General features: G+C 59.6%; 18 protein-coding genes and 1 pseudogene. 15 read left to right on the top strand and 4 right to left on the bottom strand.

Annotated features, from left to right (window positions below):
• Positions 1–280: pseudogene (locus tag VOI29_RS12565) on the top strand (hypothetical protein); the annotation flags it as partial.
• 3 nt (positions 281–283) lie between these two features.
• On the top strand, positions 284–3,442 hold the full coding sequence (locus tag VOI29_RS12570; RefSeq protein ID WP_323779212.1) for a conjugal transfer protein TraG N-terminal domain-containing protein: 3,159 nt from the start codon (positions 284–286) through the stop codon (positions 3,440–3,442).
• 2 nt (positions 3,443–3,444) lie between these two features.
• On the opposite strand, the gene VOI29_RS12575 is transcribed toward VOI29_RS12570, so the two are convergent.
• Together VOI29_RS12575 and VOI29_RS12580 are read right to left on the bottom strand one after the other, a co-directional pair.
• Positions 3,445–3,675, bottom strand: coding sequence for a hypothetical protein (locus VOI29_RS12575; protein WP_323779213.1), 231 nt, complete (start codon positions 3,673–3,675; stop codon positions 3,445–3,447).
• Between the two features lie 32 nt (positions 3,676–3,707).
• Positions 3,708–4,495 (bottom strand): IS5 family transposase gene (locus tag VOI29_RS12580; protein WP_323779241.1). Its coding sequence is split into 2 segments (ribosomal slippage): positions 3,708–4,159 and positions 4,159–4,495, totalling 789 coding nucleotides; the frame shifts between segments, so codons are not numbered across the junction.
• Positions 4,496–4,592: 97 nt separating this feature from the next.
• Between VOI29_RS12580 and VOI29_RS12585 the strand changes: the two genes are divergently transcribed.
• Entirely contained in the window at positions 4,593–5,612 is a 1,020-nt protein-coding gene (locus VOI29_RS12585; protein WP_323779214.1) for an IS110 family transposase, read from the top strand.
• Positions 5,613–6,246: 634 nt separating this feature from the next.
• Here the strand turns inward: VOI29_RS12585 and VOI29_RS12590 are convergent.
• Positions 6,247–7,428 carry an IS91 family transposase gene (locus tag VOI29_RS12590; protein ID WP_222506716.1) on the bottom strand — a complete coding sequence of 394 codons (1,182 nt, stop codon included), beginning with the start codon at positions 7,426–7,428 and terminating at the stop codon, positions 6,247–6,249.
• Between the two features lie 10 nt (positions 7,429–7,438).
• Positions 7,439–8,308, bottom strand: coding sequence for a tyrosine-type recombinase/integrase (locus VOI29_RS12595; RefSeq protein WP_323779216.1), 870 nt, complete (start codon positions 8,306–8,308; stop codon positions 7,439–7,441).
• A 189-nt stretch (positions 8,309–8,497) separates the two neighbouring features.
• Here VOI29_RS12595 and VOI29_RS12600 point away from each other — a divergent pair, with 189 nt between their 5' ends.
• The 12 genes from VOI29_RS12600 to VOI29_RS12655 all read left to right on the top strand — a co-directional run.
• On the top strand, positions 8,498–8,815 hold the full coding sequence (locus tag VOI29_RS12600; protein WP_323779218.1) for a hypothetical protein: 318 nt from the start codon (positions 8,498–8,500) through the stop codon (positions 8,813–8,815).
• A gap of 153 nt (positions 8,816–8,968) precedes the next feature.
• Positions 8,969–10,024, top strand: coding sequence for an aromatic ring-hydroxylating dioxygenase subunit alpha (locus VOI29_RS12605; RefSeq protein ID WP_323779220.1), 1,056 nt, complete (start codon positions 8,969–8,971; stop codon positions 10,022–10,024).
• A 5-nt stretch (positions 10,025–10,029) separates the two neighbouring features.
• Positions 10,030–10,851 (top strand): hypothetical protein, encoded by an 822-nt coding sequence (locus tag VOI29_RS12610; RefSeq protein WP_323779222.1) that lies wholly within the window; start codon positions 10,030–10,032, stop codon positions 10,849–10,851.
• Positions 10,848–11,381 (top strand): Rieske 2Fe-2S domain-containing protein, encoded by a 534-nt coding sequence (locus VOI29_RS12615; RefSeq protein ID WP_323779224.1) that lies wholly within the window; start codon positions 10,848–10,850, stop codon positions 11,379–11,381. The genes VOI29_RS12610 and VOI29_RS12615 overlap by 4 nt, the downstream gene beginning before the upstream one ends.
• Positions 11,378–12,019: a glutathione S-transferase gene (locus tag VOI29_RS12620; RefSeq protein WP_323779226.1), complete on the top strand. Its 642-nt coding sequence runs from the start codon at positions 11,378–11,380 to the stop codon at positions 12,017–12,019. The genes VOI29_RS12615 and VOI29_RS12620 overlap by 4 nt, the downstream gene beginning before the upstream one ends.
• Entirely contained in the window at positions 12,016–12,963 is a 948-nt protein-coding gene (locus VOI29_RS12625) for a PDR/VanB family oxidoreductase (protein WP_323779228.1), read from the top strand. The genes VOI29_RS12620 and VOI29_RS12625 overlap by 4 nt, the downstream gene beginning before the upstream one ends.
• Positions 12,964–13,308: 345 nt before the next feature.
• Positions 13,309–13,992 carry a Rieske (2Fe-2S) protein gene (locus tag VOI29_RS12630; protein ID WP_323779230.1) on the top strand — a complete coding sequence of 228 codons (684 nt, stop codon included), beginning with the start codon at positions 13,309–13,311 and terminating at the stop codon, positions 13,990–13,992.
• A 47-nt stretch (positions 13,993–14,039) separates the two neighbouring features.
• On the top strand, positions 14,040–14,894 hold the full coding sequence (locus VOI29_RS12635; protein WP_323779232.1) for an aromatic ring-hydroxylating dioxygenase subunit alpha: 855 nt from the start codon (positions 14,040–14,042) through the stop codon (positions 14,892–14,894).
• A gap of 1 nt (position 14,895) precedes the next feature.
• Positions 14,896–15,522 (top strand): glutathione S-transferase, encoded by a 627-nt coding sequence (locus VOI29_RS12640; protein WP_323779234.1) that lies wholly within the window; start codon positions 14,896–14,898, stop codon positions 15,520–15,522.
• Positions 15,523–15,966: 444 nt separating this feature from the next.
• Positions 15,967–16,377 carry an IS66-like element accessory protein TnpA gene (gene tnpA / locus VOI29_RS12645; RefSeq protein WP_323779236.1) on the top strand — a complete coding sequence of 137 codons (411 nt, stop codon included), beginning with the start codon at positions 15,967–15,969 and terminating at the stop codon, positions 16,375–16,377.
• The gene (gene tnpB, locus VOI29_RS12650; protein WP_259996652.1) at positions 16,371–16,724 is read left to right on the top strand and encodes an IS66 family insertion sequence element accessory protein TnpB; all 354 of its coding nucleotides are present in this window, start codon (positions 16,371–16,373) and stop codon (positions 16,722–16,724) included. Before tnpA ends, tnpB begins: the two co-directional genes overlap by 7 nt.
• Positions 16,725–16,778: 54 nt before the next feature.
• Positions 16,779–17,161, top strand: a 383-nt coding sequence (locus VOI29_RS12655; RefSeq protein ID WP_323779239.1) for a transposase, incomplete at its 3' end; no start/stop codon positions are given.

Consider the following 17,161-nt stretch of genomic DNA (forward strand, 5'->3'; position numbering starts at 1 on the left):
GCTGGTCGCGGTCGATCTGGCGATTGCCTACATTGACGAGGGCATGAACGAGATCCTGAACTCGGCCGCCAACGTCGATATTGCCGGTGACATCAACCGGGAGTTTCAGGACACGGTACGTCAAACCAAAGGCGTGCTGCAGGACCTGCGGGCCTCTGCACAGCGGAAATACGCGGAAGCCCTGCGCAACCTGGAGCGTCTGAGCCTCGCCAGGGGGGAACTGGCCGCATCCTCCAATGCGATTTTCGGCAACATCATCACTCAGACCGGGGGGCAGTGATCTATGCCCGAACTCGAAATCCACACGGTTGGCGGCGGCTACTATCTCTATGATGTCTTCAACTACCTCGCGGCCTTCACCGGCTCGGGCAACTTCGGAGCACTGATTTACGGCGGCATCGTCGCTGGCGTGCTCGTGGCCGGCCTCCAACTGGCGATTTTCGGAGCAGCACGGCAGGCGGTGACCTACTTCATCGGCGTGATGCTGGTGGTCACTGTCGGCCTCGGCCCCAGGGCGCGCGTGATCATCATGGATTCCACCGTGCCGCTTGGTATCTACGGCACCGTGGACAATGTGCCGTGGTCCGTGGCCTGGGTCGGGTCTCTGACATCGAGGGCCAGCGCCTCGCTCACCGATGTGATGGAAACGCTGCTCGCTGCACCGGATAACCTGACCTACCAGAAATCCGGAATGCTCTTTGGCTCCACCATTCTGAGCCAGGCGGCCCGCTGGCGCTCTGTCACTCCGGTTGTTCAGGAAACCCTCGTGAACTTCATGGAAAACTGCATGGTCGATGGTTCGAACATCGGCATTGTCGATGTGGGCGAACTGGGTCAGGCGGGCAATCTGGTGGCCTACATCGGTGCCAATGTTCCGCAATCTCTGGCCTATTACGATCCGGTTCTGGAGGAAACCACGACCTGCGCAGACGGCTGGCCGCAGATCACCAACCGTCTCAACAATGAAGTGCAGAACGTCCTCTACCAGAAGGCCGCTGCGGCAGACCAAAGCCACTTTTCTGCGGATCCCGCACTCTCCGCGGCTGACATGCGGCGGACACTCAACCAGTTTCAGACCTTCATCGGCATGACCTCGGCCGGCGCTCAGGCAACCATCCGGCAAACCATGCTGGTCAACTCACTGGACGGCGCGGTGCAACGGCTGATTGCCTCGTCTGGAAACAACGCGGCCATGACGGCCTATCAGGCAGCTCGAACGGAGGCCCAGACCTCGGCCAGCTACAGCGCTGTCGGGATCTCGGCTCTGAAATGGGTGCCGCTCCTGAAAATCGTCTTTGAATCGCTCTATTACGCGGCGTTTCCGCTGGCGATGATCATGATGATGACGCCGCTGGTGTGGAATGTCATGAAGGGATACTTCGGGGGCTTCCTCTGGCTAGCCGCCTGGGATCCGCTCTCCGCCATCCTGCATTCCATCGTCATGAAAGCCAGCTCCGGCTATTATCGGGAAGCAATGGGCTCCTATAGCACCGGCACCCTCGACTATTCTTTGACCTTTGCCAACTACCTGGGCGTCCGTGCGGTCGAACAGGACGTTGGCACTGTCGCGGGCTACCTGATGATGTCGGTGCCCTTCGTTTCCACTGTGATCTTGTTCGGCGCAAGCCGCATGGCCGGGCTTGCGACCTCGATGCTGAACGTGGGGCAGGGGGCTGCAATTGAATCCGGCCGTGAAGCAGCCACCGGCAATATCTCCCTCTCCAATGCCAGCATGAACAACTTCGCGGCCAACAAGTGGAATACCTCCTCGGTTCGGGACGCCGGAGCTGCAACAGTCCGGATGGCAAATGGCGCGATGCGGACTGTCAACGCCGATGGCTCCGCGACCTTCGCCACCGGTACCGCCCAATCGACCGGCGGCATGTCGGCGCGGGTAGGCCAAACCATCCGGAAAGAGGCTGCGATCCGCAACGCAACCTCGATGCGCGATGAGTGGAGCACCGCCCTCAATCAGACTGCCGCCAACTATGCGAACTTCGGCCTGTCCTTATCCTCCGGCACCAGCACCGCCAGCGATAGTTCCACTTCGCAGAGCCATAGATGGACCGAAGAGGCGCGCGAAGCACACACAGCGGTGGAGAATTTCGCCAAAGAACATGGGATCTCAGTGGATGCCGCCTACAAGGTGGCGTTGTCTGCAAGCACACCAGGCGGGACCGTCCTTGGTGCACAAGGCAGTATCAATGGGACAGGTCTCGACAGCGACTCTTATCGCCGTGTGGCGTCTGCCGCGCGGGACTCTGGCCTGACGGAAACAGTCGCCAAATACGGCGATGCAGTGAACTCGATCCGGGCCAGTGAACACAGCAGCCTGACCAATACCGAGGACGGCGGCGAACGCTGGAGCATCGACAATGTGCAGCGCAAAGGGAACGCATATGCAGAGGCGCGGGAAGAGGCTCAAACTCTGGCCTCGGCAGAAAGCAACCTCTATTCGCACGGCATCAGCTATGATGGCCAGCTGACCGACGCGGTGATCGGCGAATGGCGTGAGGCTGGATACAGTGAGCAGCAGATCTCCGGCTTCCTCAACCCGAAGTCCACCGCTGGTGTGAAAGCCCAGGAGGCCGCCGTGGAGAAAGTCCTGCCCGGGTTGCTTCAGGAGCTTGGCCTGGATCGGCCGAACCCAGGTTTGGCACAGGCCCACACGCTTTCGCGCCCGACGGAAGAAATCACCACCCAGCGCCTGCCGTCCAGCGGCATGGATCATCATAAAGAGTTTGGCCGGATCACTGAGGCCACCGGGAAGGTTCAAGGGGCCATGGAAAACCATAGGAATGCCTTGTCTGAGCAGGCAACTTCCAAGGCCACAGAAAATGAGCGCGCAGTGGTCGACGGTCAAGATTTCGGAGTGGTTCCTGGCGCGCTTCAGAAGGTTTGGACGACAGGAGAGGACATCGTGGACAGCGTTCTCGATGCAGGCTCAGCAGTATCCTCCGCGATCAGCGGCACACCTCAGCTTTCAAACTATGACCGGGATGTAATGATCCGGACCATCGCCGGAGAAGCTGGACGGGAAAGTGAAACAGGTCAGGTCGCTGTGGCGCACGTGATCATGAACCGGGTTTCAGATGAGCGTTGGGGAGACAATCCGGCCGAGGTCAGCCTGCAGCTCAAGCAGTTCTCTGCCTGGAACAACGGCGTTGGCGGAAACGGCCTGCCAATGAAACTCGAAGAGGGCAGCGCGGAATATGAGCGGATCGGCCGGATTGTCGACGGTGTTGCCGCCGGACAGATTCCCGACGTTACCGGCGGTGCGACACACTATTACTCACCGAAAGGCATGGAGGCGCATGTAACCGCCGGGGAGCAAGCCAATTCGGTGCCCGCCTGGCTCGGCAGAGAGTCACACGCGCGCGGGCACCAGAATGTTCAGATCGGCGGCCACATTTTCACCGGCCTCAGAAGAGAAAGCGAGTGATGCTAGTGCCGATGGTAATAATCCGAGTAACCGCCATACAGCCCTCGCGAGTCGATCAAATCGGGCTCTGGGTCGTAGGTTCCGCCGCTGTTCCGCAGCAGCCAGACAACAAACCAGACTGCACCTGCGCCGAGATAGAACAACCCGATGGTTTCGAGCTGCAGAACAACCAGCACAGCAAAGCCCACCAGGTAGGCGATTTCTTTCCAGAATTTCGTCATCAGGCGTCGCATAGGACTTCTCCTTTAGGGCGAACAAGCTTAGGTCATGTTGACAAATGGCGCAGCCATAGGCGGATAGACGTAATATCGACGAAGCCAAGGAAACTCTCGGCTGTCTTGTCGTAGCGGGTTGCGACCCTGCGGGCGTTCTTGAGCTTGTTGAAGCATCGTTCGACCAGGTTTCTAAGCCGGTACAAGGAACGATCCACACCGACGCGTTTCTTGCGGGACCGGCGCATGGGGATCACGGGGCGAACGCCACGGTCATTCATAGACTTACGAATGCCGTCAGCGTCATAGCCGCGGTCGGCCAGCAATATCTTAGGTTGGGGCAGGTTTTTTGCCATGACCAGGTCAAAGCCCAGATAGTCGGACGTTTGCCCTGGCGTGATTTCGGTTCTCATGGGCAGACCATGCGCGTTGACGAGGAGGTGGATCTTGGTCGTGAAGCCACCTCTAGAACGGCCGAAACCCTGTCGCGGAGTCCCCCTTTTGCACCCGCTGCCTGATGATGGGCCCGGATCACGGTGCTGTCGATCATTTGCAGGGCGTCTGGCACGGCCCCGCTTTCGTTCAGGGCCTCCATGATCTCCTCCCATAGCCCCGCCAGCGTCCAGCGCCGGAACTGGCGGTAGACGCTCGACCACTTGCCAAACTCTTCCGGCAGATCGCGCCATGGCGCGCCGGTCCGGGCAATCCAGAATATCCCGTCAAGAACAAGGCGATGATTGGTAGGTTTGCGACCATTCGGGGCGCGGGCAGAATGGATGAAACGCTCAAAGAACGCCCATTCTTCGTTCGTCATTAGGTCTCGTGCCAAGCTGGCCTCCATCGCAGATACCAGCTTGATGATGTGGACGCCCCTGCCACAGAGACTTGAGACAGATACGCTCAGGTCGACAATTCGCGGCAGAAAAGGAGCGGCCATTATGAAGATCACAACGATAGGGCTTGACCTGGCCAAGAGCGTTTTCCAGGCGCATGGCATAGATGAGAACAGCAAGACGGTTTTGGTGAAGCGTCTGCATCGAAAGCAGATGATCCCATTCTTCTCGAAACTACCGCCCTGCCTGATCGGTGTGGAGGCCTGCGCCACAGCGCATCACTGGGCGCGCACGCTGATCGCCATGGGGCACGAAGTCCGACTGATGCCGCCTTCGTATGTGAAGGGGTACGTCAAGCGCGGTAAGAGTGACGCACTGGATGCGGAAGCGATCTGCGAAGCAGTTCAGCGTCCAACCATGCGCTTCGTGCCGGTGAAAACGGTCGAGCAGCAGGGTATTCTCATGGCGCATCGGACCCGCTCACTGCTGGTTCGTCAGCGCACGATGGCTGCAAATGCACTGCGCGCCCATCTGGCCGAATTCGGCTTTGTCGCCAATCCTGGCATCGCCAATCTTGTGAAACTGGCTGACCGGGCATTCGCCGATAACGACCTTCCGTCTTATGCCCGCCGAGCCTTTGAAATCCTGATCCGACGACTTGCCGAACTGACCGAAGAGATCAGCATGCTCGACCGGGAACTGCGGGCCTGGCATGCCGAAAACGAAGCCAGCCGCAGGCTCGCGGCCATCCCCGGCGTCGGCGTGATCACCGCAACCGCCATTGCTGCCACTGTGACGGACCCCGATCAGTTCCGCTCGGGCCGACAGTTCGCTGCCTGGCTCGGTCTCACACCTCAGCAGCACTCGACCGGCGGCAAAATGCGGCTCGGCGGCATCTCGAAGCAGGGCGACCGATATCTACGAAGATTGCTGGTGGTCGGCGCGACAGCCGTGATGCGCCATGCGAAGAGGACACCGTCACCGATGACTGATTGGATCAATAGCCTGCTGGAGAAAAAGCCATTCCGGCTTGTCTCTGTCGCGTTGGCCAACAAGCTCGCCCGCATCGCCTGGGCGATCCTGACGAGAGGAGACACCTACCGACCATACGGGTTGCCCGCCTGAAAGGCATGCAGCCCAAACCCGAATTGGCAATGGCAGTCGATGATGCGTAACGACCGAGCCAATGGCGAGGAAAACCCGTCTGATTCAATGCGCTTCGCAAACGCGCCAGCTTGATTAGGGACCTCACCGGCGGATTTCCATCAAGGCCAGCGGAACAGCACACCGCACAAACAGGCCGGACATATGAAAGCAACCGATCAACGCAACACGACAAAATCAGCCCTTGCCACAGGGGGCGTCCACATATGAATCACGTTCAGCGCTGCCTGTGAATCTGGAGGGTTCTGTGAGGTCCGCGGGCAGAACGCCGATGCCGCCGCACAGGTGTCGGGCGGACCTCATTGAAGCCGGATTGAACAAACTCTCGGGCCGGTTTTGCGCTATGGGGATTGCGGCTCTGGCATTGGCCTGGCGTTATAACCAAGGGGGCGTACGTGCGGATGAATGGTGCCGAACAGTCGGCTGATGGCGCCATGGCTGGTCGCGAGGGACCGCTGAACCGGTCCGGTTTGCGGGCCGGTGGTCTCCCGGAGCGACCAGGACCGGCGTAATCGGGGCCTTGGCCCGCATACCATCTTGCCGGCCCTCGTGCGGGTCGGCTGCGGATCGCGTGGCGGTGGTTTGCCCCGAGTGCTCATGAGCTGTCATTCCAGAACGGTCCGGTGGGTGGTGCCTGACCATGATACCAGACGGCGAGTGTGACCATCGGCCGGCCGCAGCAGGGGCAAGGACGCGAAACAGGTTCGGGGCTTGTTGCGGGTCGAACGCGGTCGGCTGCCTCCGGTGTACCGGCAGCCAGCAGCGCCCGGCAGGTTGTGAGACGGGCAGCGCGCTGTCCGTTTGCGAGAAAGCCGTAATGACGGATGCGATGAACGCCGTCCGGCAGGGTATGCAGGAGGAAACGCCGGATGAACTCACCGGCGTCGAGGGTCATCCTTCTGGGTCTGCGGCCACGACGATAGTCGCGCCAGCGGAAGGTCACCCTGTCGTCCTCCATGCTGATCAGGCGGGAGTTGGAGATGGCAACGCGATGCGTATAGCGGCTGAGATAGGCCAGCACCTGCCCTGGTCCGCCAAAGGGTGGTTTGGCATAAACGACCCAGTCGCGGCGGCTTGCCGAAGTCAGCATCCGGGCAAAGGCTGGCGGGTCGGCCAATTCTTCAATCTCGCCGAAGAACTGCAACTGCCCGACCTCGAAGGCGGCGCGCAATGCTTCCAGAAACAGCCGTCTGAACAGGCGCGACAACACCCGGACCGGCAGAAAGAAATTGGGACGGCAGGCAACCCAGCGGCTGCCGTCCGGCGATGGGCCCCCGCCCGGTACGATGCAATGGAGATGGGGATGGTAGTTGAGGGTCTGGCCCCAGCTGTGCAGTACCGCGATGAGACCGATCCCGGCGCCGAGATGTCTGGGGTCGGCAGCGATGATGCGCAGGGTCTCGGCTGCCGCCCGGAACAGAATACCGTAGACACGCTTTTTGTTCTGGAAGGCAATGGCTGCAATCTCTTCGGGCAGCGTGAAGACCACATGGAAATAGGGCACCGGCAACAAATCACCTGCCCGGGCCTCCAGCCAGTCACGCGCCGCCGCCCCCTGGCACTTGGGGCAGTGCCGGTTGCGGCAGGAATTATAGGCGACACGCACCGTGCGGCAGGTCCGGCAACCCTCGACATGGCCGCCAAGCGCAGCTGTCCTGCACAGTTCGATCGCGCTCATTGCCCGGCGTTCGACACGGCCCAGATGTCCGTCATGGGCCTGCCGCCACGCTTCGCCATAGCGACGGAAAATATCCGCCACCTCCACGGCCGGGCGCATGGCGCGCGCCTCAGCCGGGTGGCACCACCTCCAGGCTCAGGCGATCAAACGGGCTTTGCGTCTTCGCGATCGTCGTTGTGGCAACCTGCGTGTAGCGCGCAGTGGTCGACAGGTTCGCGTGTCCGAGCAGCACCTGGATCACCCGGATGTCGACACCGTTCTCCAGCATATGGGTGGCGAAGCTGTGTCGCAGCGTGTGCACGCTGACCTTCTTGGTCAGTCCCGCCGCTTTGGTCGCGGACCGGCAGGCGGAATGCAGCACCTGCACATCAATCGGTTTGTCGCCACGGCCGGGAAACAACCAGTCATTCGGATGCGCCAGGCGCCAGTAAGTCCGCAAGATGCCGAGAAGCTGCGGCGAGAGCATGACGGTCCGGTCCTTGGCGCCTTTGCCATGACGGACCTGGATCAGCATGCGATCGCTGTCGATATCCGTGATCTTCAAACTGACTACCTCGGAGGCACGCAGGCCCGCGGCATAGGCCGTTGTCAGTGCCGCGCGTGCCTTCAGCGACGGCACCGCCTCAAGAAAACGCACGACCTCGTCGGCACTCAAGATCGTTGGCAATTTGCGTGGCGTGCGCGCATAGGCGATCCGTTCGGGGATCTCTGCCCGGTTCAGCGTCACGCCGTAGAAGAAGCGCAAGGCACAGACCGTCTGGTTCAAAGCTGGCCAGGAAATACCCTGCGATACAAGGTAGACCTGAAAGGCGCGGACATCCTCCAGCCCCAGTCGATCCGGCGAACAGTCGAAATACCGACTGAACTTTGCAACGGCATGAAGATAGGATCGTTGCGTGGCCGGCGACAGGTTGCGAAGCGTCATGTCGTCGATCATACGGCGGCGCAGCGGGCTTACCGCTGATGTGGCATCAGCCATGGGATGGTCTCCTGATAAAGGTTGGTCTCAGCAACCAAACCTTCCCATCAGGAGGCCATTCCCACCAATAGCTACACCCCTCCCGCGTCAGCGGGTTCGTTCAATCCCTTTTGTCAACACGACCTAGCGGAATATTCTTAAACAGGCAATGAAACCGCCGCAATTTGAAGAACGGAAAGGAAACGAGCAATGATTTTGAGCAACATACCATGGCGCAAGGCAGTTTTGGCGGCAGCAGTGGGTCTTACCATGACCACGGCCCCTGCTGGCGCTGAAACGCCGCAGGCCGATTTCGAGTTTGATCAACGCGTGCGTGACGCGCTTCTTCGCAATCCGGACATCATCCTGGAAGTGTTCGCTCTGCTGGAAGCAAAGGAAGAAGCCGCCAAAGCCGTGAAAGATCAGGAACTGATCGCCAAGTTGGCAATCCCGGTCGAACAGATGTACCGGACTCCGGTCCGGCAAGCGCTCGCATTCAGCCACGGGCTAAAATTGATTGTCAGATAGCGAATCGTCGCCTGTTCGGCGGTATCCCCGGGGCGACCGAACTGCGTTCAGAATCCGAAACACAAGATACAACTTAATGCACTTTTTTAAACGCGGCCCCGTCCGCTAGGCTTCTTGAAAGTAACTATTAACGGTAGCTAACCGGGAGGAATAATGAACACCTTGTCTCCACTCACCGCAGACCAAAGCTATCTGCGTCATTTCTGGCATCCTGTCGCAACCGTCAACGAACTCGAGGCCGCCGAACCGGCGGGCAACGGTCTGATCGGTAGGACACTGCTTGACGAACCGCTGGTCATCGCACGACTGGACGGAAAATACGTCGCCATGCAAGACCGCTGCGCACATCGCTTTGCGAAACTGTCAGTCGGCAAGGTGCTTGATAACAACCGCATCCAATGCCCGTATCACGGCTGGGAATATGGTTCCAGCGGCCGCTGCGAGCACATGCCGGCCTGCCCGAACGACGCGATCCCGAAAAAGGCGTTCACACCCGCCTATGACTGCGAAGAGCGGTACGGGATCATCTGGGTCCGCCTCGACAGCTCCTGGGATTGCACCAAAATCCCTTACTGCGAAGCTTGGGAAAACCCGGAATTCAAGCGCCAGATCGTCGCTGAGCCCTACAACTGGGACAGCTCGGCCGAACGCCGCTGGGAAAACTTCACCGATTTCTCGCACTTCGCCTATGTGCATCCGGGCACCCTCTATGACCCGGCATACTCCGAACCGGCAATCGTGCCTGTTGACCGCGTGGGCGGCGAACTTCGCTTCTTCATGGAGCCGGGCCGCGACATGCTTGACACCCTGCCGGACGATAGCCCGCTGGGAAGCTGGAACTACCGCAACTCCATGCCGTTCAGCGTCAACCTGTCGATCAGGCTGTACAAGAACGATCAGCCTTTCCTTCTCTGGACGACCTCTAGCCCGATCTCGGCGAACTCGTGCCGGAACTTCATGATCATCGCGCATACCGACGAAAACCTGCCCGATAATCAGCCGCTCGATTTCCAGAAGATCGTCTTGGCGGAAGATCAGCCGGTCATCGAGACCCAGCCTGGCCCGATCTTTCTGGACGAGGTTTCGCTCCCGACGGACAAGATCTCGAACCAGTACCGGAAATGGCTCCGCGAACTGTCCCTCGCAGCAGCAAAAGGCGAAGACGCCTTCAAAGCAGCCCTGTTCACCGACGTCACCGAAAGCATGTGACCGGAATGAACGCTCACGAAGACGCGGAGGTCTGGAACCGTTGGTACCCACTCGGGTCACCGACGGACATCCGGCGGAGGAACGCGACGAAGACACGGCTTCTGGGCCATGACATCGACCTGGAAATCCACAAGACCTGGATTTCCGCGTCGACCGGCTCGCGCCCTCTGCCGATTACAGAACGGCTGGGATACATCTGGACAAGCCTCGGCGAACCCGACGGCCCGCCCCAACAACTACTCGAATACTACGAGGTTGATCGCCTCGTCATGAACATCTGGTCCACGCCCATCAAGTGTTCGGGCCTTCGGATCGTGGACAACGTGATCGACAACGCACATTTCCCCTTCCTGCATCCCCATATCTTGGGCGATGAGGACCATCTTGATTTAGTTCCGGGGGAGGCAAGCGTCGATGACGAGGGCGCGTTGTGGCTCAAGTCACAGAAAGCCTGGCTGCCACTGACGAATTCGGTCTCGGAATACACCTACCGGATTTCCGACCCGTATTCGGTTGTTCTCTTCATCCATCGCCCGACGACGCCGGGTCGATACGACTATCTGGGCATTTTCGCACAGCCCCTGGATGAAGAAAACTTCATCGCGCACAAGCTGCTTGCGTGGGTAAAAGAGGACTGGATGGACGAGCGACAGTTGAAAGCCGACCAGCAGTGTATCTCGGCACAGGACAAGTACGTTCTCGAACGGCATGCCCACAAGAAACTGCCACTCAATGACGAGGAAACCTCCATCGAGGTGGACAGTTCTTCGTTGCGCTACCGCGAATGGCTGCGGGCCAACAATGTAAACTATGGAGCGATGACATGACCTCCTACGTTGTTGCACTCGAAAAAGACGTCCGGCCCAATTCGATCGTCAGGTCGATGATGGGCGACAAACCCCTGGTCATCTGGCGAGGCGCCAGTGGCGCGATCCACGTCTGGCTGGATCGCTGCCCTCACCGCTCCGTCAGGCTCAGCGCCGGACGGAACATGGGGGACTATCTCGAAGGCGTGTACCATGGCTGGCGTTTCGACGAATCCGGTCTGGTGACCCTGGTCCCTGCTTTGCAGGGTCGCACGGTCGAAGACATTCGCGCGACCGTCTACTCCACGACCGTGGCCGACGGTTTTGTCTGGGCGAGCCACGACGCTTGTACGCCTGCGAAAAGCGCCGGAGAGCCGTGCTATCCGGTCCACATCGCGGCGCCGATCGAGCAAGTCCGGCAGCGGGTCGATACCAGCGTCGATCATCTTACACCCTGGGGGAAAGATGAAACGATGGTCTACCCGACCGGCAATCCAGAGCAAAGACGCGCGGAATTGTCAGCGATCAGGCTAAGATTGGAGGAGTCATGATACAGCTCCATGACTACCCCCTTTCGGGGAACTGCTTCAAGGTCCGATTCCTGATGGATCAGCTGGACTTGGAATATCAGTCGACCCTTGTCGACTTTTATCCGGGATACGAGCATAAATCGCCCCGTTTCCTCAAGATCAACCCGCTGGGACAACTTCCGGCCATCGAGGACAATGGTCAAACCATTCGCGATGCGCAAGCCATCCTGGTCTACTTGGCCGCGGCATATGATGTTTCCGGCAAATGGTTCCCGCGCGAACGCCAGGGCGAAATTTACCAATGGCTCGCCTTTGCGGACGAATTGACGGGATCCATCTCGGCTGCGCGGCTCCATGATGCGATGTTCTATCGCCTGGACGTGACCAAGGCCCGGGCGAGAGGCACCAAGCTGCTGCGGATCATCGACGAACATCTCTGGTTCGCCGAAAAAGAGGGCCACGATTGGCTGTTGCCGTTGCCGCATCCGACCATCGCTGATGTCGCCTGCCTTCCCTACATTGCGCTCGCCGAAGAAGGCGGGATCGACCTGGCTCCCTACGCCTCCGTTGCAAGGTGGATGGAGCGCTTCATGAGACTCGAGAAGTTCAAGCCGATGCCCGGCATGATGCCTCTTGAAATGCCGAAGGAAACGCCATGAATACTCAACGGGTAAAAATCAGGCGAATTGTAAAGCAAACGCCGGAAATTCGGTCGTTTGAACTCGTCCCCTGCGATGGATCATCTGTCACGTTCACGCCGGGAGACCATATCGACGTCCACGCCGGCAAAGACCTCATCCGCCAGTACTCGCTCCTGAACGGGCCCAACGACCGCGACGCCTATCAAATCGGTGTTAAGCGCGAAGCCAACGGCCGGGGCGGTTCCGCCGCGATGCACACTCTGAAAGAGGGTGACGAGATCGAAGTGGGCCTGCCCCGGAACAACTTCGAACTTCGGTCCGACGAAGGCCCGGTGATCCTGATCGCCGGGGGGATCGGTATCACACCGGTGCTGTCGATGGCGCGGCATCTTCAGTCCATGAACCGCAAATGCGTCCTGCACCTGTTCGCCCGAAGCGACGAACATTTGCCCTTCAAGGACGAATTGGCAGCGCTGGACGAGGTTCCGATCCATCTTGGACTTGTTCCACCGGAACTCGACGCCGTTCTGACCCAAATCCTGTCCAATCCGCCCGCAGATGCGCGCCTGTATTTCTGCGGACCCGGGCCCTTCATGGACCTGATCGAAGAATTGGCGAAGACCTGCGGCTGGAACAACGATCGCGTCCATCTGGAACGGTTCAGCGTCGACGCCGACTCGCTCGACCTCGACGGGGAGAGCTTCGAGGTCGTGCTGCAGAAAACGGGCGTCACCCTGACGATTGCGGAAGACCAGACCATCATCGAAGCTATGGAAGCTGCCGGTCTGGAGCCGATGACATCCTGCGAACAGGGCGTTTGCGGCACTTGCCTGACCACCGTTCTGGAGGGGGAACCGGATCACCGCGATCTGTACCTCAATCCCGCCGAGAAGGATTCCGGCACGCTGATCTTGCCTTGCGTGTCTCGATGCAAGGGCAAGAAACTGGTTCTGGACCTGTGACATGGTAACGCGACGCGTATCCCTTGAGGGCGCTCTCAGGACTGAACCATGCCTGGCCATGATCAGCCACTTTGCAAGGCGCCTCTCCTTGTCGAGCACAATTACAAGCGCGTCGCCCAGATCCATCTCCATCATGTTGACCGGAGATGAACGGGTCATCGACATGTTCGAGATCGCCTGCTGGCTCGGACCCGACGACGTGACCATCGACACGATCACAGTCGAGATCGTCTGACGCGGTGCAGAACCCAAGCCCGGCACCGCGGAAGAGACTGAAACGGCCAGGCCCGACCAGGGCCGTGCCACCCAGTGCTTAGGGCTTAGAACACAGAAATGGGGAGTGAAATGCAATCTACAGAACTCGAAGCCGGATGGTTCCCTGCCGGCCTTCAGAACCACGTTCTTCCCAAGACGGCGGGACGTATCATGATCGGTGACAACGACATCGCCCTGTGGCGCGGTGAAGACGGCCAGATCAGGGCATGGGAAAACAGATGCCCGCACCGCGGTATGCGACTGTCCTACGGCATCGTTCGGGGCAACACGCTGACATGCCTGTATCATGGCTGGTCCTACAACGGCTCCGGTGGTTGCGCGGGAATTCCGGCACATCCTGATCTGGCACCGCCCAAGACGATTCGCGCCAGGGTTTATCGCGCAGCGGATTCCGGCGGGGTCATCTGGGTCGCAAACCCGGACGAAACGTCAGAGGCACCTTCGATCGACGGTGACTGGGCTCCGAACCGTTCGGTCCATGTCGACGTTGCTCCGGCAAACATGAAAGCGCTTGCCGAAGGCATTGGCGCCGAACTCGTGTCTAAGATCACCGATCACGCCGCGATCGTCCGCGTCCCGAAAGTCGCGGGAGACGTCCTCCTAGCGTTCCTAGACATGAAGGAACACGGCGCAATGATCCACACCTCTGTTCCGGCCGATGCTTCGGAAGCAATCGCGATCTCCATCAGCAAGCTATCCACCCATCTGCGGCAGATATTCAAGGCGTCAAGCGCCGCTAAACAGGCATCATAGCCTAGCAAGTTGATCGTCTCACTTCGACAAGCGAGGAGAAACACACTATGACACCCGACACTTTCACCCGTTCGCAATGGTACGCAATCGGCCGCACTGGCGATTTCGAAGGTGCAAAAGCGAAACCCGTCCGACTGCTTTCGCAGGATCTGACGGTAAACAACACGTCCGGCGTTCTGTCGGTGAACGACGCCGAAGGTCATAGCCTTCAGACGCAGGTTCGCTATGGTCACCTCTGGACCACGCTCAGCGACAATCCCCGCCCGCTCTATGACATGCCCGAGTTCGACGAACCGGATCGGCGTCTTGTGACCGCAGGGGGCGTGGGCGTCCGCTGCTCGGGTCTGCGTTGCGTCGAGAACTTCCTTGATATGGCGCATTTCCCTTTCGTTCATACCGACATCCTGGGTGTGGAAGACCATTCTTCCGTCGAAAACTACGACGTCAGCATGGATGCAGAGAACGACGAGATTTGGGCGACCAAATGCAAGTTCTTCCAGCCCCTCGCATCGGCGGCGGCCACCGGCGGTCAGATGACGGAATACAAGTATCGCGTTCCGCATCCCTATTCGACCATCCTCTACAAGACCTGCCCCATCCGGCAAAATGTCTGGGATCTGGTCGGACTGTTCATCCAGCCGGTGGAAGAGGACGAGTGCATCGTTCATTCGTTCATCCTGGTCTTTGATGACGAGAACACCGATACCGGTCTTCTTCACTTCCAGCAGAACATCTTCCTGCAGGACCGGATGATCCTCGAGAATCAGGTTCCTCGGAAACTGCCGCTCGATCCCCGTTGGGAACTGCCGACACGGGCAGACGCATCTTCCATCGCCTACCGCCGTTGGCTGAAGGCCAATGAACTCCAGTGGGGGATCGCCCTCTTCGACAAGGTGGCATGAGATGAAGCTTTTCGACTATGTCCTGTCCGGCAATTGCTACAAGATCAGGTTGCTTCTGGATTTCCTTGAAATTGCTCACGAAAAGCAGGCCGTGGACTTCTTCCCGGGGCTTGAACACAAGTCCGATGCCTTCCTCCAGATAAACCCCTTGGGGCAAATCCCGGTGCTGGAAGATGATGGCGCCTATATCCGTGATGCACAGGCAATTCTCGTCTATTTGGCATCGCGTTACGACTCCAGCAACACGTGGTGGCCCGTCAACGACCCCGCTGAGCTGGGTCGGGTCGCGCAATGGCTGGCCTTCGCGGACAGCATCACGTCCACAGCCTCCGCTGCACGGCTACATGACGTTCTGGGTTATGATCTGGACGTGGAACAGGCACGGGCAGGCGCTCACAGGCTGTTCCGGATCCTGGATGATCATTTGGCAAACCAGGAACTGCAAGGGTTTGACTGGATTGCGGGGCCGAACGCGACCATAGCAGATATCGCCTGCTTCCCCTATACGGCCCTCGCAGGAGATGGCGGTATTGACCTGTTCTACTATCCGGCGATCCAGCGCTGGATCCGCAGGTTCGTCAATCTGCCGCATTTCAAACTGATGCCTGGGATCAATATCTTCTCTTGATTTGACGAGCTTGGAAAGCGAATACGGCATCCTCCAAGAGGATGCCGTATTCGGTCTTTTGTTTGTCGCGCCCAACCGCGTATCAACCTGCAGTGGAGTTTTTCTCAGCTACAGATGGAACTGCCATACCACTCAGATGACGCCACATCGGGCAGCGGAGTCTTCGGCGTGCCCAGAGGGGGGTAATCCCCCCGATCTCGAGGCGATACGGAAGTAGTCGTTGCTGAATATTGTGATCAGGCGGCCACAAAGCCATGGGGAAGCTGCCGGTAGCCCAAGACGGGGACCCGACACACTTTTGGTGAAAGACCTACATAAGCGGACATAGGGTGAACATATGCATGGTGTCGGGAAACATCGTAAGCGCTGTCCCGGCCCCACGTTGTAGCGCCTATCCGGTGCTGCGAGATCTTGCACAACTCATAGTGGGGAGTGCGTTTCGCAATGTGCGCTACAAATTCGTTTCTAATTTCGTTGGGTGTCGAGATCTACGCGTCGGGTCACCGGCGGTGGCCGGATGAAGCCAAGGCCCAGGCAGTGGCGGATACGCTCGAACCGGGCGCGACTGTGAATGGCGTGGCGGCGCGGTATGGTGTCTTAGCAAACCAGCTGTCGGCTTGGCGCCGATTGGCGAAGCAGGGGAAGCTGGTGTTACCAGCGGTGGAGCCGGACGAACCGGTCTTCGCCCCGTTGGTGGTCTGCGACGCGCCGGAGGTGCCGCCGGAGCCGGACATTACGGCATCGGAAGAGGTGATCCGGATCGTCTCGGGCGAAGTTAGGATCGAGCTGGCGCCCGGCACGCCCGCAATCCGGATCGCAGAGATCGTGCATGCGCTCGGGGCCACGCCATGCTGATGCCCTCGCAGGGCGTCCGGATACTGGTGGCGACAAAGCCGGTGGATTTCCGCAAAGGCCATGACGGCCTGGCAGCGCTCGTACAGTCAGCGCTGGCGGAAGATCCGTTCACCGGCACGGTCTTTGTATTTCGCGCCAAACGGGCGGACAGGATGAAGATCCTGTTCTGGGACGGCAGCGGGCTTGTTATGGCTTACAAGCGGCTGGAGGAAAACAGCTTCACTTGGCCCGCGATCCGCGATGGCGCGATGACGCTGAACCGCGCCCAGTTCGAAGCGCTGTTTGCCGGACTGGACTGGCGGCGGGTGCGGTCTCTGGAGGCGCGCCGCCCAGCTGTGGCAGAGTGACTCGGGCTGCGGAAAGCCTGCTCCTATAGGGGGAGATCAGGGTATGGTCCGGCCATGTCCAGCGCCCCGCCCATCGACCTCTCTGCCATTCCCGAAGACCAGCGTGACGCTGTTCTGGCAGTGCTGCGCGAGCGGGATGCGCTTCGGGAGGCCAACAAACGCCTGGAGCATCTCGTCGCCGAGCTGAACCAGGCCGTGCATGGCAAGCGGTCGGAGAAGCTGAGCGAGGACGAGCGGCAGCTGGCCTTCGAGGATCTCGAGACCGCAGTGGCCGAGGTCGAGACGCAGCAGGACGCGCAAGCGGCCACTGGTCCGGCGCCGCGCCCATCGACCTCTCTGCCATTCCCGAAGACCAGCGTGACGCTGTTCTGGCAGTGCTGCGCGAGCGGGATGCGCTTCGGGAGGCCAACAAACGCCTGGAGCATCTCGTCGCCGAG

Origin of the sequence: Leisingera sp. (assembly GCF_034669605.1) — a bacterium.
In the GTDB taxonomy this organism is placed as follows: domain Bacteria; phylum Pseudomonadota; class Alphaproteobacteria; order Rhodobacterales; family Rhodobacteraceae; genus Leisingera.

Excerpts from the sequence above, each read along its gene's own strand:
- tnpA (WP_323779236.1), top strand. The coding sequence starts at position 15,967 with ATGTGCGCTACAAATTCGTTTCTAATTTCGTTGGGTGTCGAGATCTAC.
- VOI29_RS12610 (WP_323779222.1), top strand. The coding sequence starts at position 10,030 with ATGAACGCTCACGAAGACGCGGAGGTCTGGAACCGTTGGTACCCACTC.
- VOI29_RS12625 (WP_323779228.1), top strand. The coding sequence starts at position 12,016 with ATGAATACTCAACGGGTAAAAATCAGGCGAATTGTAAAGCAAACGCCG.
- VOI29_RS12615 (WP_323779224.1), top strand. The coding sequence starts at position 10,848 with ATGACCTCCTACGTTGTTGCACTCGAAAAAGACGTCCGGCCCAATTCG.
- VOI29_RS12605 (WP_323779220.1), top strand. The coding sequence starts at position 8,969 with ATGAACACCTTGTCTCCACTCACCGCAGACCAAAGCTATCTGCGTCAT.
- VOI29_RS12640 (WP_323779234.1), top strand. The coding sequence starts at position 14,896 with ATGAAGCTTTTCGACTATGTCCTGTCCGGCAATTGCTACAAGATCAGG.
- tnpB (WP_259996652.1), top strand. The coding sequence starts at position 16,371 with ATGCTGATGCCCTCGCAGGGCGTCCGGATACTGGTGGCGACAAAGCCG.
- VOI29_RS12630 (WP_323779230.1), top strand. The coding sequence starts at position 13,309 with ATGCAATCTACAGAACTCGAAGCCGGATGGTTCCCTGCCGGCCTTCAG.
- VOI29_RS12585 (WP_323779214.1), top strand. The coding sequence starts at position 4,593 with ATGAAGATCACAACGATAGGGCTTGACCTGGCCAAGAGCGTTTTCCAG.
- VOI29_RS12570 (WP_323779212.1), top strand. The coding sequence starts at position 284 with ATGCCCGAACTCGAAATCCACACGGTTGGCGGCGGCTACTATCTCTAT.
- VOI29_RS12595 (WP_323779216.1), bottom strand. The coding sequence starts at position 8,308 with ATGGCTGATGCCACATCAGCGGTAAGCCCGCTGCGCCGCCGTATGATC.
- VOI29_RS12620 (WP_323779226.1), top strand. The coding sequence starts at position 11,378 with ATGATACAGCTCCATGACTACCCCCTTTCGGGGAACTGCTTCAAGGTC.
- VOI29_RS12575 (WP_323779213.1), bottom strand. The coding sequence starts at position 3,675 with ATGCGACGCCTGATGACGAAATTCTGGAAAGAAATCGCCTACCTGGTG.
- VOI29_RS12600 (WP_323779218.1), top strand. The coding sequence starts at position 8,498 with ATGATTTTGAGCAACATACCATGGCGCAAGGCAGTTTTGGCGGCAGCA.
- VOI29_RS12635 (WP_323779232.1), top strand. The coding sequence starts at position 14,040 with ATGACACCCGACACTTTCACCCGTTCGCAATGGTACGCAATCGGCCGC.
- VOI29_RS12590 (WP_222506716.1), bottom strand. The coding sequence starts at position 7,428 with ATGCGCCCGGCCGTGGAGGTGGCGGATATTTTCCGTCGCTATGGCGAA.